Origin of the sequence: Paraburkholderia susongensis, assembly GCF_900177725.1 — a bacterium.
Lineage (GTDB): Bacteria > Pseudomonadota > Gammaproteobacteria > Burkholderiales > Burkholderiaceae > Paraburkholderia > Paraburkholderia susongensis.
Genome location: NZ_FXAT01000009.1, coordinates 194,368 through 211,214, shown reverse-complemented (window position 1 = coordinate 211,214; position 16,847 = coordinate 194,368). Strand labels below are relative to the sequence as shown.

At 64.9% G+C, this 16,847-nt stretch carries 17 protein-coding genes; 7 read left to right on the top strand and 10 right to left on the bottom strand.

Annotated features, from left to right (window positions below; all coding sequences use genetic code 11):
• Positions 1–492: 492 nt before the first annotated feature.
• From B9Z01_RS24635 to B9Z01_RS24625, 3 genes are all read left to right on the top strand, one after another.
• Positions 493–1,728, top strand: coding sequence for a ribonucleotide-diphosphate reductase subunit beta (locus tag B9Z01_RS24635; RefSeq protein WP_085487877.1), 1,236 nt, complete (start codon positions 493–495; stop codon positions 1,726–1,728).
• Positions 1,729–1,813: 85 nt separating this feature from the next.
• Positions 1,814–2,131 carry a hypothetical protein gene (locus B9Z01_RS24630; protein WP_085487875.1) on the top strand — a complete coding sequence of 106 codons (318 nt, stop codon included), beginning with the start codon at positions 1,814–1,816 and terminating at the stop codon, positions 2,129–2,131.
• Between the two features lie 29 nt (positions 2,132–2,160).
• Positions 2,161–2,799, top strand: a complete 639-nt coding sequence (locus tag B9Z01_RS24625) for a histone H1-like DNA-binding protein (protein WP_085487873.1) — start codon at positions 2,161–2,163, stop codon at positions 2,797–2,799.
• Positions 2,800–3,120: 321 nt separating this feature from the next.
• Here B9Z01_RS24625 and B9Z01_RS24620 read toward each other — a convergent pair whose 3' ends face one another.
• From B9Z01_RS24620 to B9Z01_RS24575, 10 genes are all read right to left on the bottom strand, one after another.
• Positions 3,121–3,597 carry an outer membrane lipoprotein gene (locus B9Z01_RS24620; RefSeq protein ID WP_085487871.1) on the bottom strand — a complete coding sequence of 159 codons (477 nt, stop codon included), beginning with the start codon at positions 3,595–3,597 and terminating at the stop codon, positions 3,121–3,123.
• A 25-nt stretch (positions 3,598–3,622) separates the two neighbouring features.
• A complete protein-coding gene (locus tag B9Z01_RS24615; protein WP_085487869.1) occupies positions 3,623–4,561 on the bottom strand; it encodes a carbohydrate kinase family protein in 939 nt (312 codons plus the stop codon).
• A gap of 95 nt (positions 4,562–4,656) precedes the next feature.
• On the bottom strand, positions 4,657–5,157 hold the full coding sequence (tpx, locus tag B9Z01_RS24610) for a thiol peroxidase (RefSeq protein WP_085487867.1): 501 nt from the start codon (positions 5,155–5,157) through the stop codon (positions 4,657–4,659).
• 69 nt (positions 5,158–5,226) lie between these two features.
• On the bottom strand, positions 5,227–6,609 hold the full coding sequence (locus B9Z01_RS24605) for a zinc-ribbon and DUF3426 domain-containing protein (protein ID WP_085487865.1): 1,383 nt from the start codon (positions 6,607–6,609) through the stop codon (positions 5,227–5,229).
• A 47-nt stretch (positions 6,610–6,656) separates the two neighbouring features.
• Positions 6,657–7,559, bottom strand: coding sequence for a 50S ribosomal protein L11 methyltransferase (gene prmA / locus B9Z01_RS24600; protein WP_085487863.1), 903 nt, complete (start codon positions 7,557–7,559; stop codon positions 6,657–6,659).
• Positions 7,560–7,562: 3 nt separating this feature from the next.
• On the bottom strand, positions 7,563–8,927 hold the full coding sequence (gene accC, locus B9Z01_RS24595; protein WP_085487861.1) for an acetyl-CoA carboxylase biotin carboxylase subunit: 1,365 nt from the start codon (positions 8,925–8,927) through the stop codon (positions 7,563–7,565).
• Between the two features lie 116 nt (positions 8,928–9,043).
• Positions 9,044–9,511: an acetyl-CoA carboxylase biotin carboxyl carrier protein gene (gene accB, locus B9Z01_RS24590; protein ID WP_085487859.1), complete on the bottom strand. Its 468-nt coding sequence runs from the start codon at positions 9,509–9,511 to the stop codon at positions 9,044–9,046.
• A 78-nt stretch (positions 9,512–9,589) separates the two neighbouring features.
• A complete protein-coding gene (gene aroQ, locus B9Z01_RS24585; protein ID WP_085487857.1) occupies positions 9,590–10,045 on the bottom strand; it encodes a type II 3-dehydroquinate dehydratase in 456 nt (151 codons plus the stop codon).
• Positions 10,046–10,252: 207 nt separating this feature from the next.
• On the bottom strand, positions 10,253–10,837 hold the full coding sequence (locus tag B9Z01_RS24580; RefSeq protein ID WP_085487855.1) for a TlpA family protein disulfide reductase: 585 nt from the start codon (positions 10,835–10,837) through the stop codon (positions 10,253–10,255).
• 22 nt (positions 10,838–10,859) lie between these two features.
• On the bottom strand, positions 10,860–11,513 hold the full coding sequence (locus tag B9Z01_RS24575; protein ID WP_085487853.1) for a UDP-N-acetylmuramate--alanine ligase: 654 nt from the start codon (positions 11,511–11,513) through the stop codon (positions 10,860–10,862).
• A gap of 144 nt (positions 11,514–11,657) precedes the next feature.
• Between B9Z01_RS24575 and mpl the strand changes: the two genes are divergently transcribed.
• The 4 genes from mpl (at position 11,658) to aroE (ending at position 16,783) form a co-directional block, all read left to right on the top strand.
• Positions 11,658–13,052, top strand: a complete 1,395-nt coding sequence (gene mpl, locus B9Z01_RS24570; RefSeq protein WP_085487851.1) for a UDP-N-acetylmuramate:L-alanyl-gamma-D-glutamyl-meso-diaminopimelate ligase — start codon at positions 11,658–11,660, stop codon at positions 13,050–13,052.
• The gene (locus B9Z01_RS24565; protein WP_085487849.1) at positions 13,049–13,636 is read left to right on the top strand and encodes a YqiA/YcfP family alpha/beta fold hydrolase; all 588 of its coding nucleotides are present in this window, start codon (positions 13,049–13,051) and stop codon (positions 13,634–13,636) included. Before mpl ends, B9Z01_RS24565 begins: the two co-directional genes overlap by 4 nt.
• Before the next feature lie 124 nt (positions 13,637–13,760).
• Complete coding sequence (locus B9Z01_RS24560; protein ID WP_085487847.1) at positions 13,761–15,923, top strand: ribonuclease catalytic domain-containing protein; 2,163 nt, start codon at positions 13,761–13,763, stop codon at positions 15,921–15,923.
• Entirely contained in the window at positions 15,920–16,783 is an 864-nt protein-coding gene (aroE, locus tag B9Z01_RS24555) for a shikimate dehydrogenase (RefSeq protein WP_085487845.1), read from the top strand. Before B9Z01_RS24560 ends, aroE begins: the two co-directional genes overlap by 4 nt.
• Positions 16,784–16,847: the final 64 nt, after the last annotated feature.

The window sequence follows — 16,847 nt, the reverse complement described above, 5'->3', positions numbered from 1 at the left end:
CAGCAGTCGGCAACACCAGGCGAAGCGCGAGACTGTGCACAACGCTGCGTGCCTAACGCAGTGCTCCCGGCAAACGCTTTGATCGACGGGGCGATTGGCATGAACGGCCGCATGCATCGCTCAACAAGGCATTGAACCTCACCTCGCAGGCACGCACGGAAACGGCCAACGGGGCTCGCGGCACCACTCTCGCGATGAGCGAGGCACGCGACGCCAACGAGATATCGAAGCTGCAAACGCACTCCGCAATACAGATAGATAGAGCAGCGAAGCAACGTGACGAAACGTTGCTCTTCGAGTTCGCGAAGCACCTCGACAACGCATGTTCAACCCGAACTCAACACGCTTCACTCGACGCATCACGCACAGCAGGTTGAGCAAAGTGTTGTATGAACGTAGCAATGCGAATCGAAAACAGGAATTTTCATGAACGAACTCTTTTATCGCTCGTGAAAAGATGGTACAAACCGTTCTAAATTGATGGTGACATTTATGCTCAACTGGGATGACGAGATCACTACCGTAACTCCCTCGAGCGCGACGCAACCGAACGTGTTGCGCAACGCTGCGGGATCGGCTGTGGGTTCGCAAATCGGAATGCGTTCCGCTCCCCATGCTGCCTCGGCGCAAGAAGTCTTCGCGAACGACATCGCTGTTGCTCCCGTCGCGCATGTAGCCAACCCGGTTGCCAACGCAGCCGCGGTCTCCGAAGCGCGTGTCAATGTCGCCGACAAGCGCATCATCAACGGCCAGACCGACGTCAATCAGTTGGTGCCGTTCAAGTACAAGTGGGCCTGGGAGAAGTATCTGGCTGGTTGCGCCAACCACTGGATGCCGCAGGAAGTGAACATGTCGCGCGACATCGCCCTGTGGAAAGACCCGAACGGGCTGACCGAAGACGAGCGCCGCATCGTCAAGCGCAACCTGGGCTTCTTCGTGACGGCTGATTCCCTCGCCGCCAACAACATCGTGCTGGGCACCTACCGCCACATCACGGCGCCCGAATGCCGCCAGTTCCTGCTGCGTCAAGCGTTCGAAGAGGCGATCCACACGCACGCTTACCAGTACATCGTCGAGTCGCTCGGGCTCGACGAGGGCGAAATCTTCAACGCGTATCACGAGGTTTCCTCGATCCGCGAGAAAGACGAATTCCTGATTCCGTACATCCACGTGCTGACCGACCCGGCCTTCAAGACCGGTACGCTCGAGGCAGACCAGACTCTGCTGCGCTCGCTGATCGTGTTCGCCTGTGTGATGGAAGGCCTGTTCTTCTACGTCGGCTTTACGCAAATCCTGGCGCTCGGCCGCCAGAACAAGATGACCGGCGCGGCGGAGCAGTACCAGTACATCCTGCGCGACGAGTCGATGCACTGCAATTTCGGCATCGACCTGATCAACCAGATCAAACTCGAAAACCCGCATCTCTGGACCGCGGAGTTCCGTGCGGAAATCCGCGAGATCTTCCAGCAGGCGGTCGAGCTTGAATATCGCTACGCTGAAGACACGATGCCGCGCGGGGTGCTCGGCCTCAATGCGTCGATGTTCAAGAGCTATCTGCGCTTCATCTGCAACCGCCGTTGCCAGCAGATCGGTCTCGATCCGCTGTACCCGAACGAGGAAAACCCGTTCCCGTGGATGAGCGAGATGATCGACCTGAAGAAGGAACGCAATTTCTTCGAGACGCGAGTGATCGAATATCAAACCGGCGGCGCGCTGACCTGGGAGTGATCCGGGTTCGTGTCGCAGATGCATTCATTGATGGGGATGTCGCGGCTTCGGTCGCGGCAACTTGGATTAGGAGCAGAACGGCCTGATGCAAAGCGTGCCCGGTGCCTTGACGGCCCACAAACATGACAGGCACTTTGCGAACCCTTCAGTGGGATGGGCAAACTTCCCCCCGGAAAAAGCCGCTGGCGTGATCGCCGGCGGCTCGATCAAGCAATTGCCGGTGTCGCCTCGCGACGCCGACCAGATCTGGCGCGCGGTGCCTTGGGGCACGGCGCGCCTAACCGCATTCATTAGCGTAAGCGCGTTGCACCTGCGTACGCCGATGAATAGCCCGCTTCGTAGCGCGCGCCCTGAGAAGCGTCCGCGGGAAGCGGGTTTTGACGAAGGGTGTAGTTTGAACTGACCTCATCTGAAAACCTGAAGGAGAAAATGATGGCAACTGCAAAGAAGGCCGCGGCCAAGAAACCCGCAGCGAAGAAGACCGCAGCTAAGAAGGCAGCTCCGGCCAAGAAGGCAGCACCGGCGAAGAAAGTCGCTGCGAAGAAGGTCGCAGTGAAGAAGGTTGCAGCGAAGAAAGTCGCAGCGAAAAAAGTCGCGGTGAAGAAGGTTGCTGCGAAGAAGGCAGCGCCGGCCAAGAAGGCTGCAGCGAAGAAAGTCGCGGTGAAGAAGGTCGCGGCGAAAAAGGCGCCCGCCAAGAAGGCTGCAGCGAAGAAAGTTGCGGTGAAGAAGGTCGCAGCGAAGAAGGTTGCAGCGAAGAAGGCGGCACCGGCGAAGAAGGCCGCGGCCAAGAAGGCAGCACCGGCGAAGAAGGCTGCAGCGAAGAAGACCGCTGCCAAGAAGGCTGCGCCTGCGAAAAAGGCTGCCGCCAAGAAAGCCGCACCTGCCAAGAAGGCTGCCGCGAAGAAGGCCGCTGCGCCTGCGAAGAAGGCTGCTCCTGCGAAGAAGGCTGTCGCCAAGAAGGCTGCGCCTGCTCCCTCTGCGCCTGCTGTCTCGAGCGCACCGGCGGCGACGGTGAAGACCGCGCTGAACCCGGCAGCGGCATGGCCGTTCCCGACGGGCAGCCGTCCGTAAGCAGTCGATGTAATCGGGCACATCGCATGATGTGTCCAATGACCGGGTCGCGCTCGAGTTTTGAGCGAACCCGGTCAATCTCCCGTTACCGGTTTTCCGGTGGCGGGATTTTTTTTGCCTGGCGTTTTGCCTCGTGGTTCGACGGCGGCGGCCACGTGTGCGGGAAACGGATCGGGTTGTGGTCGCGAGGAAACTGCGCACGCACGAAAAATCTGCGGACGAAAAAACACGCATGGACCCGTGAGGGCGCATGCGTGCGAGGTCGTCGTGGCGGCGCGGGAGTAGAGCGGCGCGCGGCCGCGCGAGAGGGGAAGCCCGGTGTTAGTGCGTGACGCGCGTGACGCCGCCGCTCGACAGCAGCCGCACGCGGTCGCCGGCGCGGAAGATTTCGCCGGTCGAGGTTTGCGTGATCGCGCGCATGTCGCCGTTGTCGAGTCGCACGGTGATCTCGACGCCGTCGCGCATTGCGACACGGTTTTCGACTGCGTTGCCGGCAACCGCGCCGCCGACGCCGCCGACGATGCCCGTGGCGACCGAGCCGCGGCCGCCACCGATCGCGCTGCCCGCGAGCGCGCCGAGCGCGGCGCCGCCGAGTGCGCCGACGCCGCTCGGCTGGCCGTTGTTCGAACTGATTCTCACAGCACGCACACTATCCACCGTGCCCATGCGGACCGTCTGTTCACGCTGCGCCTGCGACGCGGTGAAAACGTCGGGAGAACTACTATTGACCGCACACCCCGACATGGCCAGCGAACTGGCGATCAAGGTGGCGACGACCAGGCGACTTGTTGTTCCCATTCCCAAACTCCCATAGCTCGCGGTATCAGGACAGCTCGTATCCGAATGCCTGCTTGAACCGCTCGTTGATTTCCGCCCGGCTGGGCGAGTAGTTTTGCGGACCCTGCTGCTCGATTTTCAATGCACCCATCAGACTGGCGAGACGGCCCGTGGTGGCCCAGCCCAGACCGTTCTCGATACCGTACAGCAAGCCGCCGCGAAATGCATCGCCGCAACCGGTCGGATCGAGCACCTGTTTGGCTTTGACGGCCGGAATCTCTTCGATGCCGCCGCCATGATAGATCTGCGCGCCCTTTTCGCCGAGCGTGATGATCAGTGCTTCGACCTTGCTGGCCATCTCTTCGATCGACCAGCCGGTCTTGTTGCTCACGAGTTGGGCTTCGTAATCGTTGACCGCAACATAGGTAGCAAGTTCAATGATGCGCCGGAGCGTCGCGCCGTCGAAGAGCGGCAAACCCTGGCCCGGATCGAAGATGAACGGCACGCCCTCGGCGGCCAGTTGCTCCGAGTGCTGAACCATGCCGTCGTAGCCGTCCGGCGCGACGATGCCGAGCGTGATCCCCTTCGCTTCGTCGGCGCGGTTGCAATGCGACTGCATCATCGCGCCCGGATGGAATGCGGTGATCTGGTTGTTCTCGAGGTCGGTCGTGATCATCGCCTGCGCCGAGTAGGTGTCGGGCACGACGAGCACGTTCTCCGTCGACAGGCCGAGCTGCGCGAGCCGGTCCATGTAGAGCTGCGCGTCGACCGCGCCGATCGCGCCCATGATGCGCGCGTCGCCGCCGAGCAGATGCAGCGCGTAGGCGATGTTGCCCGCGCAGCCGCCGAACTCGCGGCGCATGGTCGGCACGAGAAAGCTCACGTTCAGGATGTGGACCTGCTCCGGCAGGATGTGCTCCCGGAAGCGCCCTTCGAAGGTCATGATGTTGTCGTAGGCGAGCGAGCCGCAGATGAGCGTAGCCAAGGGGAGCGTTCCTGTAAAAAGGCGATGGAAAAAGGTGCAACGCTGCGAAAGCGCCGCGCGAGAAGGCGCGGCGCCGGGGTTCGTGCGCGCGCGGCTTACTTCAGCGCGGCGAGTGCTGCGTCGTAATTCGGCTCGTTCTTGATTTCGCCGACCAGCTCGGCATGCACGACCTTGTCGTGCTCGTCGATCACGACGACGGCGCGCGCCGTCAGGCCGGTCAGCGGGCCGCTCGTCACGTCGACGCCGTAGGCCTGTGCGAATTCATGGCCGCGGAATGTCGAGGCCGTCACGACGTTCTCGATGCCTTCAGTCGTGCAGAAGCGCGTAGCGGCGAACGGCAGGTCGCCCGACACGACGATCACGGCCGTGTTGCTGAGCTTCGCAGCCGCTTCGTTGAACTTGCGGGTCGACGTCGCGCAGGTCGGCGTGTCGAGGCTCGGGACGATGTTGAGCACCTTGCGCTTGCCTGCGAAATCGGCGAGCGACAGCGGCTTCAGGTCCTTGCCGACCAGCGAGAACGCGGCGGCCTGCTGGCCCACCGACGGGAACGTGCCGCTTACTTCGATCGGGTTGCCACCCAGCGTGACTTGACTCATGTTGTGCTCCGAAATTGCGTCAGTAATGACAGTGAAGCGCCCGCCCGGGAGCGGACGCGCGGGGGTGCGTTACGGATAAAAAATCTGCACGCGGAAATTGGAGGCGACCGCATTGCCGGTGTCGAGATGCACGATCATCGTCTGCGTCGCATGAGCGGGCAGGCCGGCCGCGATCACAGTGCCGGGCGGCACGTAATCCTGCGGCCACAGCACGCGCCGCACGGCGACGTTGTTCTGGTCGTCGAGCAGCGTGAGTTCGATAGCGGGGTAGGCGAGCGGTATGTTCAGGCGGTTGTGCAGCGGCATCTTCAGCTCGAGCTTGTGCGGGCCGTCGATCTGCCGCAGATCGGACGGCTCGACGAGCAGCCCTTCGATGTCGTGCGGCGGCGTCACCTGGCAGCCGAGCTGCGCGCAGATTTTCGCGTAGACGATCCGCGAGCGCGGCAGGTTGACCATCACGGTTTCGCGCTGCCACCACGCGAGTTGCGCAAGCAGTGCAATGATGAGCAGCGCCGCGACGACCACACCGGTCACGAGCCAGCCGATCCGCCTCGCTTCGGCGGGACGAGGCTCGCGCATGACAGGGAACGGGTCGGCGCCATCGTTGACGGGGGTAACAGAAAACGGCTCGCCGCTCGATGCGGCGGGCGCGAAGCCTTCGGGAGGGCGTGGGCCGCCCGGACCGCCCGCGCCCGAATTGCCCGCGCCTGTGGCCGCACCGAAGCCCGCCGCATTGCCGAAGCCAGCCGCGCCTGAACCGGCCGCACCGAAATACGGTTCGTTATCGGGGATGCCTCGCAGACTCGCCGGGTCACGCAGCGCCGGCTCATCCATCGCGGACGGCTCCGGGCGCTCGGTCCTGTGCCAGACGCGCGGCGCTTCCTCGGCCAGCGGCGGCACACGCGCCGCGGCAGGCGCTTCGTCAGGGAGTCTGTCAGTTGCTTCGTGGAGCGCTTCGTCAGGCGGGTAAGCAAACGGTTCGAGCGGCGCGTCAGCGAGCGTCGGTTCGTGATCCGCGGGAATCGGCGCGGCGAAGCCGCCGGCGGGCAACTCCGGTTCGCTCGCGTGAGCCGTCGCGTGACCAGCCGTGGGAGTGGGCGGCGGGTTGCCGTCGTTGCCGAGCGGCAGCGGCGAGAGCTGCATGCTGTCGGCGTGATGACGCAGACGGTTGTCGAGTGTGCTTTCGGAGGCGGACACCCACGGGGCCGACGCTTCGGCGCTGAAATCCGGGCTTTTCTGACGCACGCCCGACAGCGCCTCGATCGCGGCTGCCGCGGCGACAGGTTTGGCGGTGGAAAAATCGCCGCCTTCAGTGACGTCGAACAGGCTGCTCGACGCGTCGAAGACTTCCTGACAGTGTCCGCAGCGCACGAGACCGCGGCGCTGCGCAAGCTGCACCGGTTGCAGACGAAAGACGGTTTCGCAGAAGGGGCAACGCGTCGCCAGGAGCATATGAGCCGTAAAGCCCGAGGGCCGTTGGTTGGACAATACGCCTTATTCTAATGGCTTTCGCGGCGCGTTCCCGTAAGGCACACCCAACCCTCATGTTCGCGCCATACGCCGATATCGATCCAGCGCGCGTACACCTGCGCGACTTCGTCCGCCTGGCGCGCGAGAATGCCCGACAGTGCGATGCGTCCGCCCGGCTTGACCTTCGACGCGAGCATCGACGCCATCAGCTTCAGCGGATTGGACAGGATATTGGCGACCACGACGTCGAATTCGCCGGCCGGACATGCGTCAGGCAAGCCGTAGGTGACTTCGGCATGGTTGCGCTCGCTGTTGTGGCGTGCCGATTCGACCGCCTGCGGATCGATGTCGATGCCGATCACCGGATTCGCGCCGCACTTCTTCGCGAGAATCGCGAGAATGCCGGAGCCGCAGCCGTAGTCGAGCACGGACTGCCCGGCCTTGACCGACTGCTCTATCCACTCCATGCACAGGCGCGTGGTGGGGTGGCTGCCGGTGCCGAACGCGAGACCCGGGTCCAGTTCCAGCACGAGCGCGTCGGGATCGGGCGCATCGTGCCACGACGGCACGACCCAGATGCGCTCGCCGATCTGGATCGGATCGAACTGCGACTGCGTGAGCCGCACCCAATCCTGCTCCTCGACTTCGCGCACACTGAACGACGGCGCCGTGTCGAGCCCGATTTCGTTCGCCGCGGCGGTCAGCAGCACCGCCGGTTCGTGTTCCGGCGCGAGCAGCGCGATCACGCGCGAGCGTTGCCACGCCGTGCGGTCCGGCGTGAGACCGGGCTCGCCGAAGAGCGGCTGCTCGTCGGGCGTGTCGGCGTCCGCGTCTTCGACCGACACGGACAGCGCGCCCAGCTCGAGCAGCGCGTCGGAGAATTCCTCCGCGTGCTCGCGCGCCAGTTCGGCGACCAGTTCCCGATAGCTCATGACTTACGCTTCTTCCGCGACCTGCTGGCGCGCGGCCAGCCGGTTTTCGAGGTAGTGAATGCTGGTGCCGCCTTCGACGAACTTCGCGTCGAGCATCAGCTCGCGGTGCAGCGGGATGTTGGTCTGAATGCCTTCGACCACCATTTCCGACAGCGCGATGCGCATCCGCATGATGGCCTGTTCGCGCGTCGCGCCGTAGGCGATCAGCTTGCCGATCATCGAATCATAGTTCGGCGGCACGAAATAGCCGTTGTACGCGTGCGAATCGACGCGGATGCCGGGGCCGCCCGGCATGTGCCATGACGTCAGGCGTCCCGGCGACGGCGTGAACTTGAACGGATCTTCGGCGTTGATCCGGCATTCGATCGCATGGCCGCGGAACTGGATGTCGCGCTGGCGGAACGTGAGCTTTTCGCCGGCCGCGATGCGGATCTGTTCCTGCACGATGTCGACACCGGTAATCAGCTCGGTCACCGGATGCTCGACCTGCACGCGCGTGTTCATTTCGATGAAGTAGAACTCGCCGTTTTCATACAGGAATTCGAACGTGCCCGCGCCGAGGTAGCCCATCTTCTTGCAGGCGTCCGCGCAACGATCGCCGATGCGCTCGATCAGGCGGCGCGCGATACCGGGCGCCGGCGCTTCCTCGATCACCTTCTGGTGACGGCGCTGCATCGAGCAGTCGCGCTCGCCGAGCCACACCGCGTTCCTGAACGAGTCGGCCAGCACCTGGATTTCGATGTGCCGCGGGTTCTCGAGGAATTTCTCCATGTAGACCTGCGGATTGCCGAACGCGCGGCCGGCTTCTTCGCGGGTCATGTTGACCGCGTTGACGAGCGCCGCTTCCGTGTGGACCACACGCATGCCGCGTCCGCCGCCGCCGCCCGCCGCCTTGATGATGACCGGATAGCCGATCTGGCGCGCAATCTTCACGATCTCTTTCGGATCATCCGGCAACGCGCCTTCCGAGCCCGGCACGCACGGCACGCCGGTCTTGATCATGGTCTGCTTGGCCGTGACCTTGTCGCCCATCATGCGGATCGTTTCCGGACGCGGGCCGATGAAGGTGAAGCCGGACTGCTCGACGCGCTCGGCGAAGTCGGCGTTCTCCGAGAGGAAGCCGTAGCCGGGGTGGATCGCTTCGGCGTCGGTGACTTCGGCCGCGCTGATGAGCGCGGGCATGTTCAGATAGCTCAGATTCGACGGCGCCGGGCCGATGCAGACCGCCTCGTCGGCGAGCTTCACGTACTTGGCTTCCTTGTCGGCTTCCGAATAGACGACGACCGTCTTGACGCCGAGTTCGCGGCAAGCGCGCTGGACACGAAGCGCGATCTCGCCACGATTGGCAATGAGGATTTTTTCAAACATAGCGGGTTTTCGACTCATCAATGGGCGCCGGGTCGGTCACGACACCGGCTGCCGCAGAGGATCGGTCGCGCGCCTCGGGATGAACGGCGCGCGGGCGGCGAACTTCAGGTGCCGCGTTAGCCGACCACGAACAGCGGTTGGCCGTACTCGACCGCCTGGCCGTTTTCGACGAGGATTTCCTTGACCACGCCGGACTTGTCCGACTCGATCTCGTTGAGCAGTTTCATCGCTTCGATGATGCAGATGGTCTGGCCTTCCTTGACCGTGTCGCCGACCTGCACGAACGGATCGGCGCCCGGCGACGGCGCGCGGTAGAAGGTGCCGACCATCGGCGAGGTCACGACGTGGCCCTGCGGCGCGGCAACGGCGGGGGCCGCCGGGGCGCTGGCGGCCGGTGCGTCGAAGCCGGCCGCCGGTGCTTGCGGTGCGAATTGCTGGGGCGCGTACGAAGCGGACGGTTGCACGTAAACCGGCGGCGCATTCTTGACGATGCGGACCTTGCCTTCGCCCTCGGTCACTTCGAGTTCGGAAATACCGGACTCCGAGACGAGGTCGATCAGAGTTTTGAGTTTACGTAGATCCATCAGGTTGCCCCTTTCAATGCGTAGTGTGCCGGCATGTGCAATCGTGCAGTAGCCGGCTCAAATTGGACGTGTTTGGATTCAGCCGCGCGACGAGCCGGCCTTGAGCCGGTCGAGCGCGAATTCGAGCGCGTACAGATACCCCTTCCAGCCAAGGCCGCAAATCACGCCCTCTGCCTGGTCGGAGAAATACGAGTGATGCCGGAACGGTTCGCGGCGATGCACGTTCGACAGATGAATCTCGACGAACGGGATGCCGACCCCCGCCAGTGCGTCCCGAATCGCGACGCTCGTGTGCGTGTACGCGGCGGGATTGATCAGGATGAAATCGGTCTTTTCGGTCCGGGCGGACTGGATGCGGTCGACCAGCGCGCCTTCATGATTGCTCTGGAACGATGCAAGCTCGACATCTGCATCCGCGGCGCGGTCCGAGAGCGCCTGATCGATCTGCGGCAGGGTCACGTGACCGTAGACCTCAGGCTCCCGGGTACCGAGAAGATTGAGGTTGGGTCCGTGCAGTACCAGCAGTCGCGTCATGGTCGCTTCTATTTCCGTGGAATTGGGCGCACTTTAGCGCTGATTAGAGAAACTTGTCTAGTTTCGCGCACGTACGAAGCGCTCTCCGGCGCGGCTCGCCGCCGTGCCGGAGACCCAACTTCACTCAAATCCTCGGGATTCTCGCGCATTTTTGCTCGTTCTGCGCGGAATCGGGCACCAAAAGGAGCAGCAAAGGAAAAGCGGAATTTACAGCGTATCGAGCGTTTGCCGGAGCGCGGCGGGGTCGATCTGGCCCAATTTTGTCGACCGGATGTTGCCTTTTGCGTCGATCACGACGGTAAACGGCAAACCGCCCGCGTTGTTGCCGAACGCCCGCGCGAGATCGGCGCCGCCGAAGCCGGTCACGTAGATCGGGTAGGCGACCTTGACCTTCTGCAGGAACGCCTGGATGTTCTTTTCCGAATCGACACCCAGTCCGACGAACTGGATTCCTTTCTTCTCATACTCGCGCTGAAGCTTGGAAAGCGCGGGCATTTCCTCGACGCACGGCCCGCACCACGACGCCCAGAAGTTGACGACGATCGGATGCCCCTTGAGCAGGCTCAGCGACTGCGGCTTGCCGTCGACGCTCGTGACCGGCGCGGCCCACAGTTGCTGGACCGCGCTCTGGTGCGAGTCAGCCTGTGCGTCGGCTTGTGCCCCGGCCTGTGCTCCGCCCTGCGCCGCGTACGCGACGTCGGCGTCGCGATCGAGCCAGTGATTGGCCAGCACCCCGCCGCCCGCGGCGGCCAGCGCGACGACCGCGCCCGCCAGAATCCGTCTCGTGTTCATTGTCGCTCTGCTTCGTTTCAGTTCAGTTGGTGAAGGAGGTGATTTCGCCGCCGTCGAGCAGCGCCTGCACCGTTTGCAGATTGGCTCGCGCCGTGCGGCCGCGCGCGTCGGCGCGCACCGCGCCGCGCAGGTCGTCGGTTTCGTACAGCGCGAGGTGAATGCCGACCGGCTCCGCCTCGCGTGGTTCGTCGGCGGGACGCCAGAGGAAGCTCAGCGTCTCCACGTAGCCGCGGCCCGCGAAGTGCCGCGTTTCCGATACGTCGTACTGGATGTTCGCATTCAGCAGATAGATCGCGACTTCCTTCGGGTTGTCGCAGAACACCTGCAGATGCACGTCCGAATGCTCGCCGGCCGTGCCGCCGAGCACGGCGCCGGTCAGATACGGATTGAACGGCGCGAGCCGCTCCATCCAGTCGACCGCGATCACGCGCAGCCGCCGCAGCAGCGCCGGCTGGCTGTCGCCCTGAAAGAGCAATTGATATTCACGGATTTCTTCTTCTATCTGATCGTTGTCCGGCAGCCATTCACCGGCAACACGAGTCTCGCCGACGACCTGCCGGGCCGCTTTGCGCTTCGCGGTGGCGTAGTCCAGACCGTCCTCGGCAATCATGCGCGCAGCCGCGATGGCGATTTCCTCGCGCACGCGCTGCGGATCGAAATGTGATTTGCGAACCATCCGTCCATGATACTAGATAGAGGTTGGCGGCGCGGTCGCGCGAGCCGCGTCGGTTACAATGGGCGTCCTTTGCAGACGGTCGTTCCGGCCGTCCTGCGGCACTCCCACTTCTCGCAAAAAACGCCCGCGCGGCACGACAGGCTTATGCACATCCACATCCTCGGCATCTGCGGCACCTTCATGGGCGGTCTCGCGGTGCTCGCGCGCGGCGCGGGCCACACGGTGACCGGCTGCGACGCCGGCGTCTATCCGCCGATGAGCACGCAGCTCGAGGCGCAAGGCATCCGTCTGATCGAGGGTTACGACGCGGACCAGCTGAACGGCCTGAACGCGGACCTGTTCGTGATCGGCAATGTGGTCTCGCGCGGCAACCCGCTGATGGAGGCGATTCTCGACCGCGGCCTGCCGTACGTGTCCGGTCCGCAATGGCTCGGCGAGCACGTGCTGAACGGCAAGTGGGTGCTCGCGGTGGCGGGCACGCACGGCAAGACCACGACCAGCTCGATGCTGACCTGGCTGCTCGAAGACGCGGGCCTGAACCCGGGCTTCCTGATCGGCGGCGTGCCGCTCAATTTCGGCGTATCGGCGCGGCTCACCGATTCGAGCTTCTTCGTGATCGAAGCCGACGAGTACGACACCGCGTTCTTCGACAAGCGCTCGAAGTTCGTCCATTACCGCCCGAAAACGGCGGTGCTGAACAATCTCGAATTCGATCACGCCGACATCTTCCCCGATCTCGCCGCGATCGAAACGCAGTTCCATCACCTGATCCGCACGGTGCCGAGCCTTGGCCGCGTCGTCACGAACGGCCGCGAAGACGCGCTCGAGCGCGTACTCACGCGCGGCTGCTGGAGCGAGGTCGAGCGCTTCGGCGTGCAGGGCGGCTGGGAAGTGCAGCCCGCTGAAGCCGGCGTGCCCGTCGACGAACGCTTCGCGGTGTATCACAACGGCGAGCGTGCCGGGCTCGTGGACTGGCAGGTGCAGGGCGAGCACAACCGCATGAACGCGCTGGCCGCGATCGCCGCCGCACGCCACGTCGGTGTGCCGCCCGCGCAGGCCGCGAAGTCGCTGTCGGGCTTTCGCAACGTGAAGCGCCGCATGGAAGTGCGCGGCAGCGTCGACGGCGTGACCGTGTACGACGACTTCGCGCACCACCCAACTGCCATCGAGACGACCGTCGCCGGGCTGCGCGCGCGCGTCGGCCGTGACAACACGCGGATTCTCGCGGTGCTCGAGCCGCGCTCGAACACGATGAAGCTCGGCGTGATGAAGGCGCAACTGCCCGCAAGTCTCGCCGACGCCGATCTGGTGTTCGGCTACGGCGCGCCGGGCGGGCGCGACGCGCTCGGCTGGAACCTCGGCGAGGCGCTCGCGCCGCTCGGCGGCAAGGCGCAGGCGTTCGACCATCTCGACGCGCTCGTCAAAGCGGTGGTTCACGCCGCGCGCCCCGGCGACCAGATTCTCGTGATGAGCAACGGCGGCTTCGGCGGCGTGCATCAGAAGCTGCTCGACGCGCTTTCGACGCGAGGTGCGTCGTGATTCTCTATCTGCACGGTTTCCGTTCGTCGCCGAATTCGTTCAAGGCGCGCGTGCTCGCGGCGCGTCTCGCCGAACTGGACCGCGCCGACGAATGGTGTTGCCCGATGCTGCCGGTGTCGCCGTTCGAGACGGTTGCGCTTGCCGAGTCGCTGGTGGCCGAGGCGCGCGCGAAGGGCGGCGCAAAGCGCGTGACGGTGATCGGCAGCTCGCTCGGCGGCTATTTCGCCACGTATCTCGCCGAGCAGCACGGCTGGCCGGCCGTGCTGCTGAACCCGGCGGTCGTGCCGCAGCGCGATCTGAGCGGCTATCTCGGCGAGCAGCCGTTGTGGCATGGCGGCGGCAGCATCGTCGTCGAGCCGCATCATCTGGATGAGCTGCGCGCGCTCGGCGTCGCGTCGATCACGCGGCCCGAACGCTATTATTTGATGGCGGCCACCGGCGACGAAGTGCTCGACTACCGCGAAATGCTCGCGCACTATCCGGGCGCGCGCACTACGCTGATCGAAGGCAGCGACCATGCGATCAGCGAGTTCGCACGCTACGCCGACGATGTGCTGGCGTTTTGCGACGCAGAACAGGACTAACCCGCCGGCGCGTATCGCGCCGCGGACCATTACCACGAACATGTTGTCGTGCCGCGCACGCAGTGATCGATCGCTGAACAGGATCGGGCGCGCCGGCAGATGCAAGTCAGAACGAGAGTATTGAGTGAACGTTTTCTTCGAGGAATCGGGCAGTTTCAAGGCCGGCAGCGTGCTGTCGCGCCAGGGCGACGCGTTTCAGGTCGAGTTGCCGGGCGGGCGGCGCGCGAAGGTGCGCGCAAAGGACGTGCTGATCGAATTCGACAAGCCCGGCGCGGCCGAATTGATGGGGCAGGCCGACGCGCTCGCGCAGGAGATCGACCTCGACTTCCTGTGGGAATGCGCGCCTGACGACGAATTCCCGTTCGCGACGCTGGGCGCAGAGTACTTCGGCGAGCACTTCGGCGCGGCCGAGCGCGCGGCGCTCGTGCTGCGCATGCACGGCTCGCCGGTGTATTTCCGCCGCAAGGGCCGCGGCATGTATCAGCGCGCGCCGCAAGAGCAACTGAAGATGGCGCTCGCGGGCCTCGAGCGCAAGCGTCAGCAGGCGCTCGTGCAGGCGCAGTACGAGGAGGAGCTGAAGGAAGGCCGTCTGCCTGACGCATTCACGGGCAGCAAGGCGCTCGCGCTGCTCACGAAGCCCGACAAGAACACGATCGAATACAAGGCGCTCGAGGGCGCCGCGGCGGCGCGCGGCATTTCGCAGGCGCGGCTGATGCTCGAATGCGGCGCAATCGCCTCGCCGCGCGCGCTGCATGAAGCGAAATTCCTCTCCGAATTTTTCCCGCACGGCACCGGCTTTCCGCCGGTCGCCGCCGCGATCGTGCCCGACGATCTGCCGCAGGCCGACGGCGAAGCGTTCTCGATCGACGACATCACGACGACCGAAATCGACGACGCGTTCTCCGTCGAGCATCTGGCCGACGGCCGCGTGCGTATCGGCGTGCACATCGCCGCGCCGGCGCTCGGCATCCAGCGCGGCGACGAGGCCGACGCGATTGCGCGCACGCGGCTTTCGACCGTCTACATGCCGGGCGACAAGATCACGATGCTGCCCGACAGCGTCGTCGAGACGTTCACGCTCGCGGAGGGCGGCTATCGCCCGGCGCTGTCGCTGTACGTGATCGTCAATCGCGAGACGCAGGAGATCGTCGCGAGCGAAACGCGCGCCGAGCGCGTGTTCGTGAAGAGCAACCTGCGCCACAACACGCTCGACGAGATCGTCACCGAGCAGGCGCTCGCCGAAGGCACGGGCGATTATCCGCACAAGGACGACATCGCGGTGCTGTGGCCGTTCGCCCAGGCGCTGTTCGAAAAGCGGCAGACCGCGCGCGCCGGCTACGGTCTGCGCCGCGAAGTGCAGCGCAATACCGACTTCAATTTCTACGTGGACGGCGAGCACATCACGATCACGCCGCGCCGGCGCGGCTCGCCGCTCGACACGATCGTCGCCGAACTCGCGATTCTCGCGAACTCGTCCTGGGGCGCGTTCCTGCACGATCACGGCGTGCCGGGCATCTACCGCACGCAGCGCGCGTTCGGCGCGCCGAGCGGCCCGAAGCGCACGCGCATGCAGACCAACGCCGCGCCGCACGAAGGCCTCGGCGTCACGCAGTATGCGTGGAGCACGTCGCCGTTGCGCCGCTACGTCGACCTCGTGAACCAGTGGCAGTTGATCGCCTGTGTGCAGCACGGCGTGACCGCGAAGCTCGCCGCGCCGTTCAAGCCGAAAGACGCCGACCTGTTCGCGGTCGTGCAGGGTTTCGACGACACCTACACCGCGTATGCCGATTATCAGCGCCGCATGGAGTACTTCTGGTGCCTGCGCTGGCTGAAGCAGGAGAACCGCAAGCAGGTGGTGGCGTCGGTCGTGAAGGGCGATCTCGTCCGTCTCGAGGAGATTCCGCTGCTGCTGCATGTACCCGGCCTCGGCGTGCATGCGCGCGGCACGCGTTTGCAGATGGAAGTGATGTCGATCGACGAGCTGACGATCGAAGCCTCGGTGCGTCTCCTGCACGTGCTCGATGCGCCGACCGTGACGAGCGGCGGCGAAGCCGACGAAGCTGAGGACGAGGGCGACGAAGAACTGCTCGACGCAGCCGACGACAGCGCAGAGGGCGAAGCCGAGGCGCAAGCCGAGGCCGATCTCGACGGCAATCTCGATGATGGCGAGAGCGCCACGGAAAACGGCACGGGCGACGAGCGCAACGACGGAAACAGCGACGAAGGCAACGATAGCGCAGCCAATCCCGCCGACGCCGAACAACACATCACGGAGCCGGGACGATGAGCGGCAACGAAGCGCGCGACCGTTACGCGGTCATCGGCAATCCGGTCGGCCACAGCAAATCGCCGTTCATTCACGGCCGCTTCGCCGCGCAAACCGGCGAGCCGGTCGACTACGGCCATCTGCTCGCACCGGTCGATGCATTCGTGCCGCACGTGCGCGCGTTCATCGAAGCGGGCGGACGCGGTCTGAACGTGACCGTGCCGTTCAAGCTCGAGGCTCATGCGTTCGCGAACACGTTGTCGCCGCGCGCGGCGGCAGCGGGCGCGGTGAACACACTGCGCGTCGACGCGAACGGCATCTACGGCGACAACACGGACGGCTTTGGCCTCGTGCGCGACATCGAGGTGAATCTCGGCGTGCCGCTGAAGGGCGCGCGCATCCTGCTGCTCGGCGCGGGCGGCGCCGCGCGCGGCGTCGTGCTGCCGATGCTCGATCGCGCGCCGCATACGCTGACGATCGTCAACCGCACGGCGGCGAAAGCCGAGGCGCTCGTCGGCCAGTTCGCGCAGGCCGCGCGCGACGCGCAATGCCGTCTGACGGGCGGCGGCGCGCGCGCAATCGAAGCGGGGCAGTACGACGTGATCGTCAACGCGACCGCAGGCAGCCTCGACGCGTCGCTGCCCGAGTGCGACGACCACGCGTTCGGCAACGGCACGCTCGCGTACGACATGATGTACGGCGCGCATCCGACGGTCTTCATGGAGCACGCGCGCACGCTCGGCGCGCGCGGCGCGGACGGCCTCGGCATGCTGGTCGAGCAGGCGGCCGAATCGTTTTACGTATGGCGCGGCGTGCGCCCGGACGGCGCGCCGGTGCTCGCCGAATTGCGCGCGCTGCTGACGGCGCCGTCGCCGGCTTAACGGCATCACGGTATCGAGGATCCAGTGGACGCCCGGCGGCATTCACCCATTCGAGGACTGAACG

Coding starts and splice junctions, on each gene's coding strand:
- accB (WP_085487859.1), bottom strand. CDS start 9,511: ATGGATCTACGTAAACTCAAAACTCTGATCGACCTCGTCTCGGAGTCC.
- B9Z01_RS24620 (WP_085487871.1), bottom strand. CDS start 3,597: ATGGGAACAACAAGTCGCCTGGTCGTCGCCACCTTGATCGCCAGTTCG.
- accC (WP_085487861.1), bottom strand. CDS start 8,927: ATGTTTGAAAAAATCCTCATTGCCAATCGTGGCGAGATCGCGCTTCGT.
- aroE (WP_085487845.1), top strand. CDS start 15,920: ATGAGCGGCAACGAAGCGCGCGACCGTTACGCGGTCATCGGCAATCCG.
- aroQ (WP_085487857.1), bottom strand. CDS start 10,045: ATGACGCGACTGCTGGTACTGCACGGACCCAACCTCAATCTTCTCGGT.
- B9Z01_RS24625 (WP_085487873.1), top strand. CDS start 2,161: ATGGCAACTGCAAAGAAGGCCGCGGCCAAGAAACCCGCAGCGAAGAAG.
- B9Z01_RS24635 (WP_085487877.1), top strand. CDS start 493: ATGCTCAACTGGGATGACGAGATCACTACCGTAACTCCCTCGAGCGCG.
- tpx (WP_085487867.1), bottom strand. CDS start 5,157: ATGAGTCAAGTCACGCTGGGTGGCAACCCGATCGAAGTAAGCGGCACG.
- mpl (WP_085487851.1), top strand. CDS start 11,658: ATGCACATCCACATCCTCGGCATCTGCGGCACCTTCATGGGCGGTCTC.
- prmA (WP_085487863.1), bottom strand. CDS start 7,559: ATGAGCTATCGGGAACTGGTCGCCGAACTGGCGCGCGAGCACGCGGAG.
- B9Z01_RS24575 (WP_085487853.1), bottom strand. CDS start 11,513: ATGGTTCGCAAATCACATTTCGATCCGCAGCGCGTGCGCGAGGAAATC.
- B9Z01_RS24605 (WP_085487865.1), bottom strand. CDS start 6,609: ATGCTCCTGGCGACGCGTTGCCCCTTCTGCGAAACCGTCTTTCGTCTG.
- B9Z01_RS24630 (WP_085487875.1), top strand. CDS start 1,814: ATGCAAAGCGTGCCCGGTGCCTTGACGGCCCACAAACATGACAGGCAC.
- B9Z01_RS24580 (WP_085487855.1), bottom strand. CDS start 10,837: ATGAACACGAGACGGATTCTGGCGGGCGCGGTCGTCGCGCTGGCCGCC.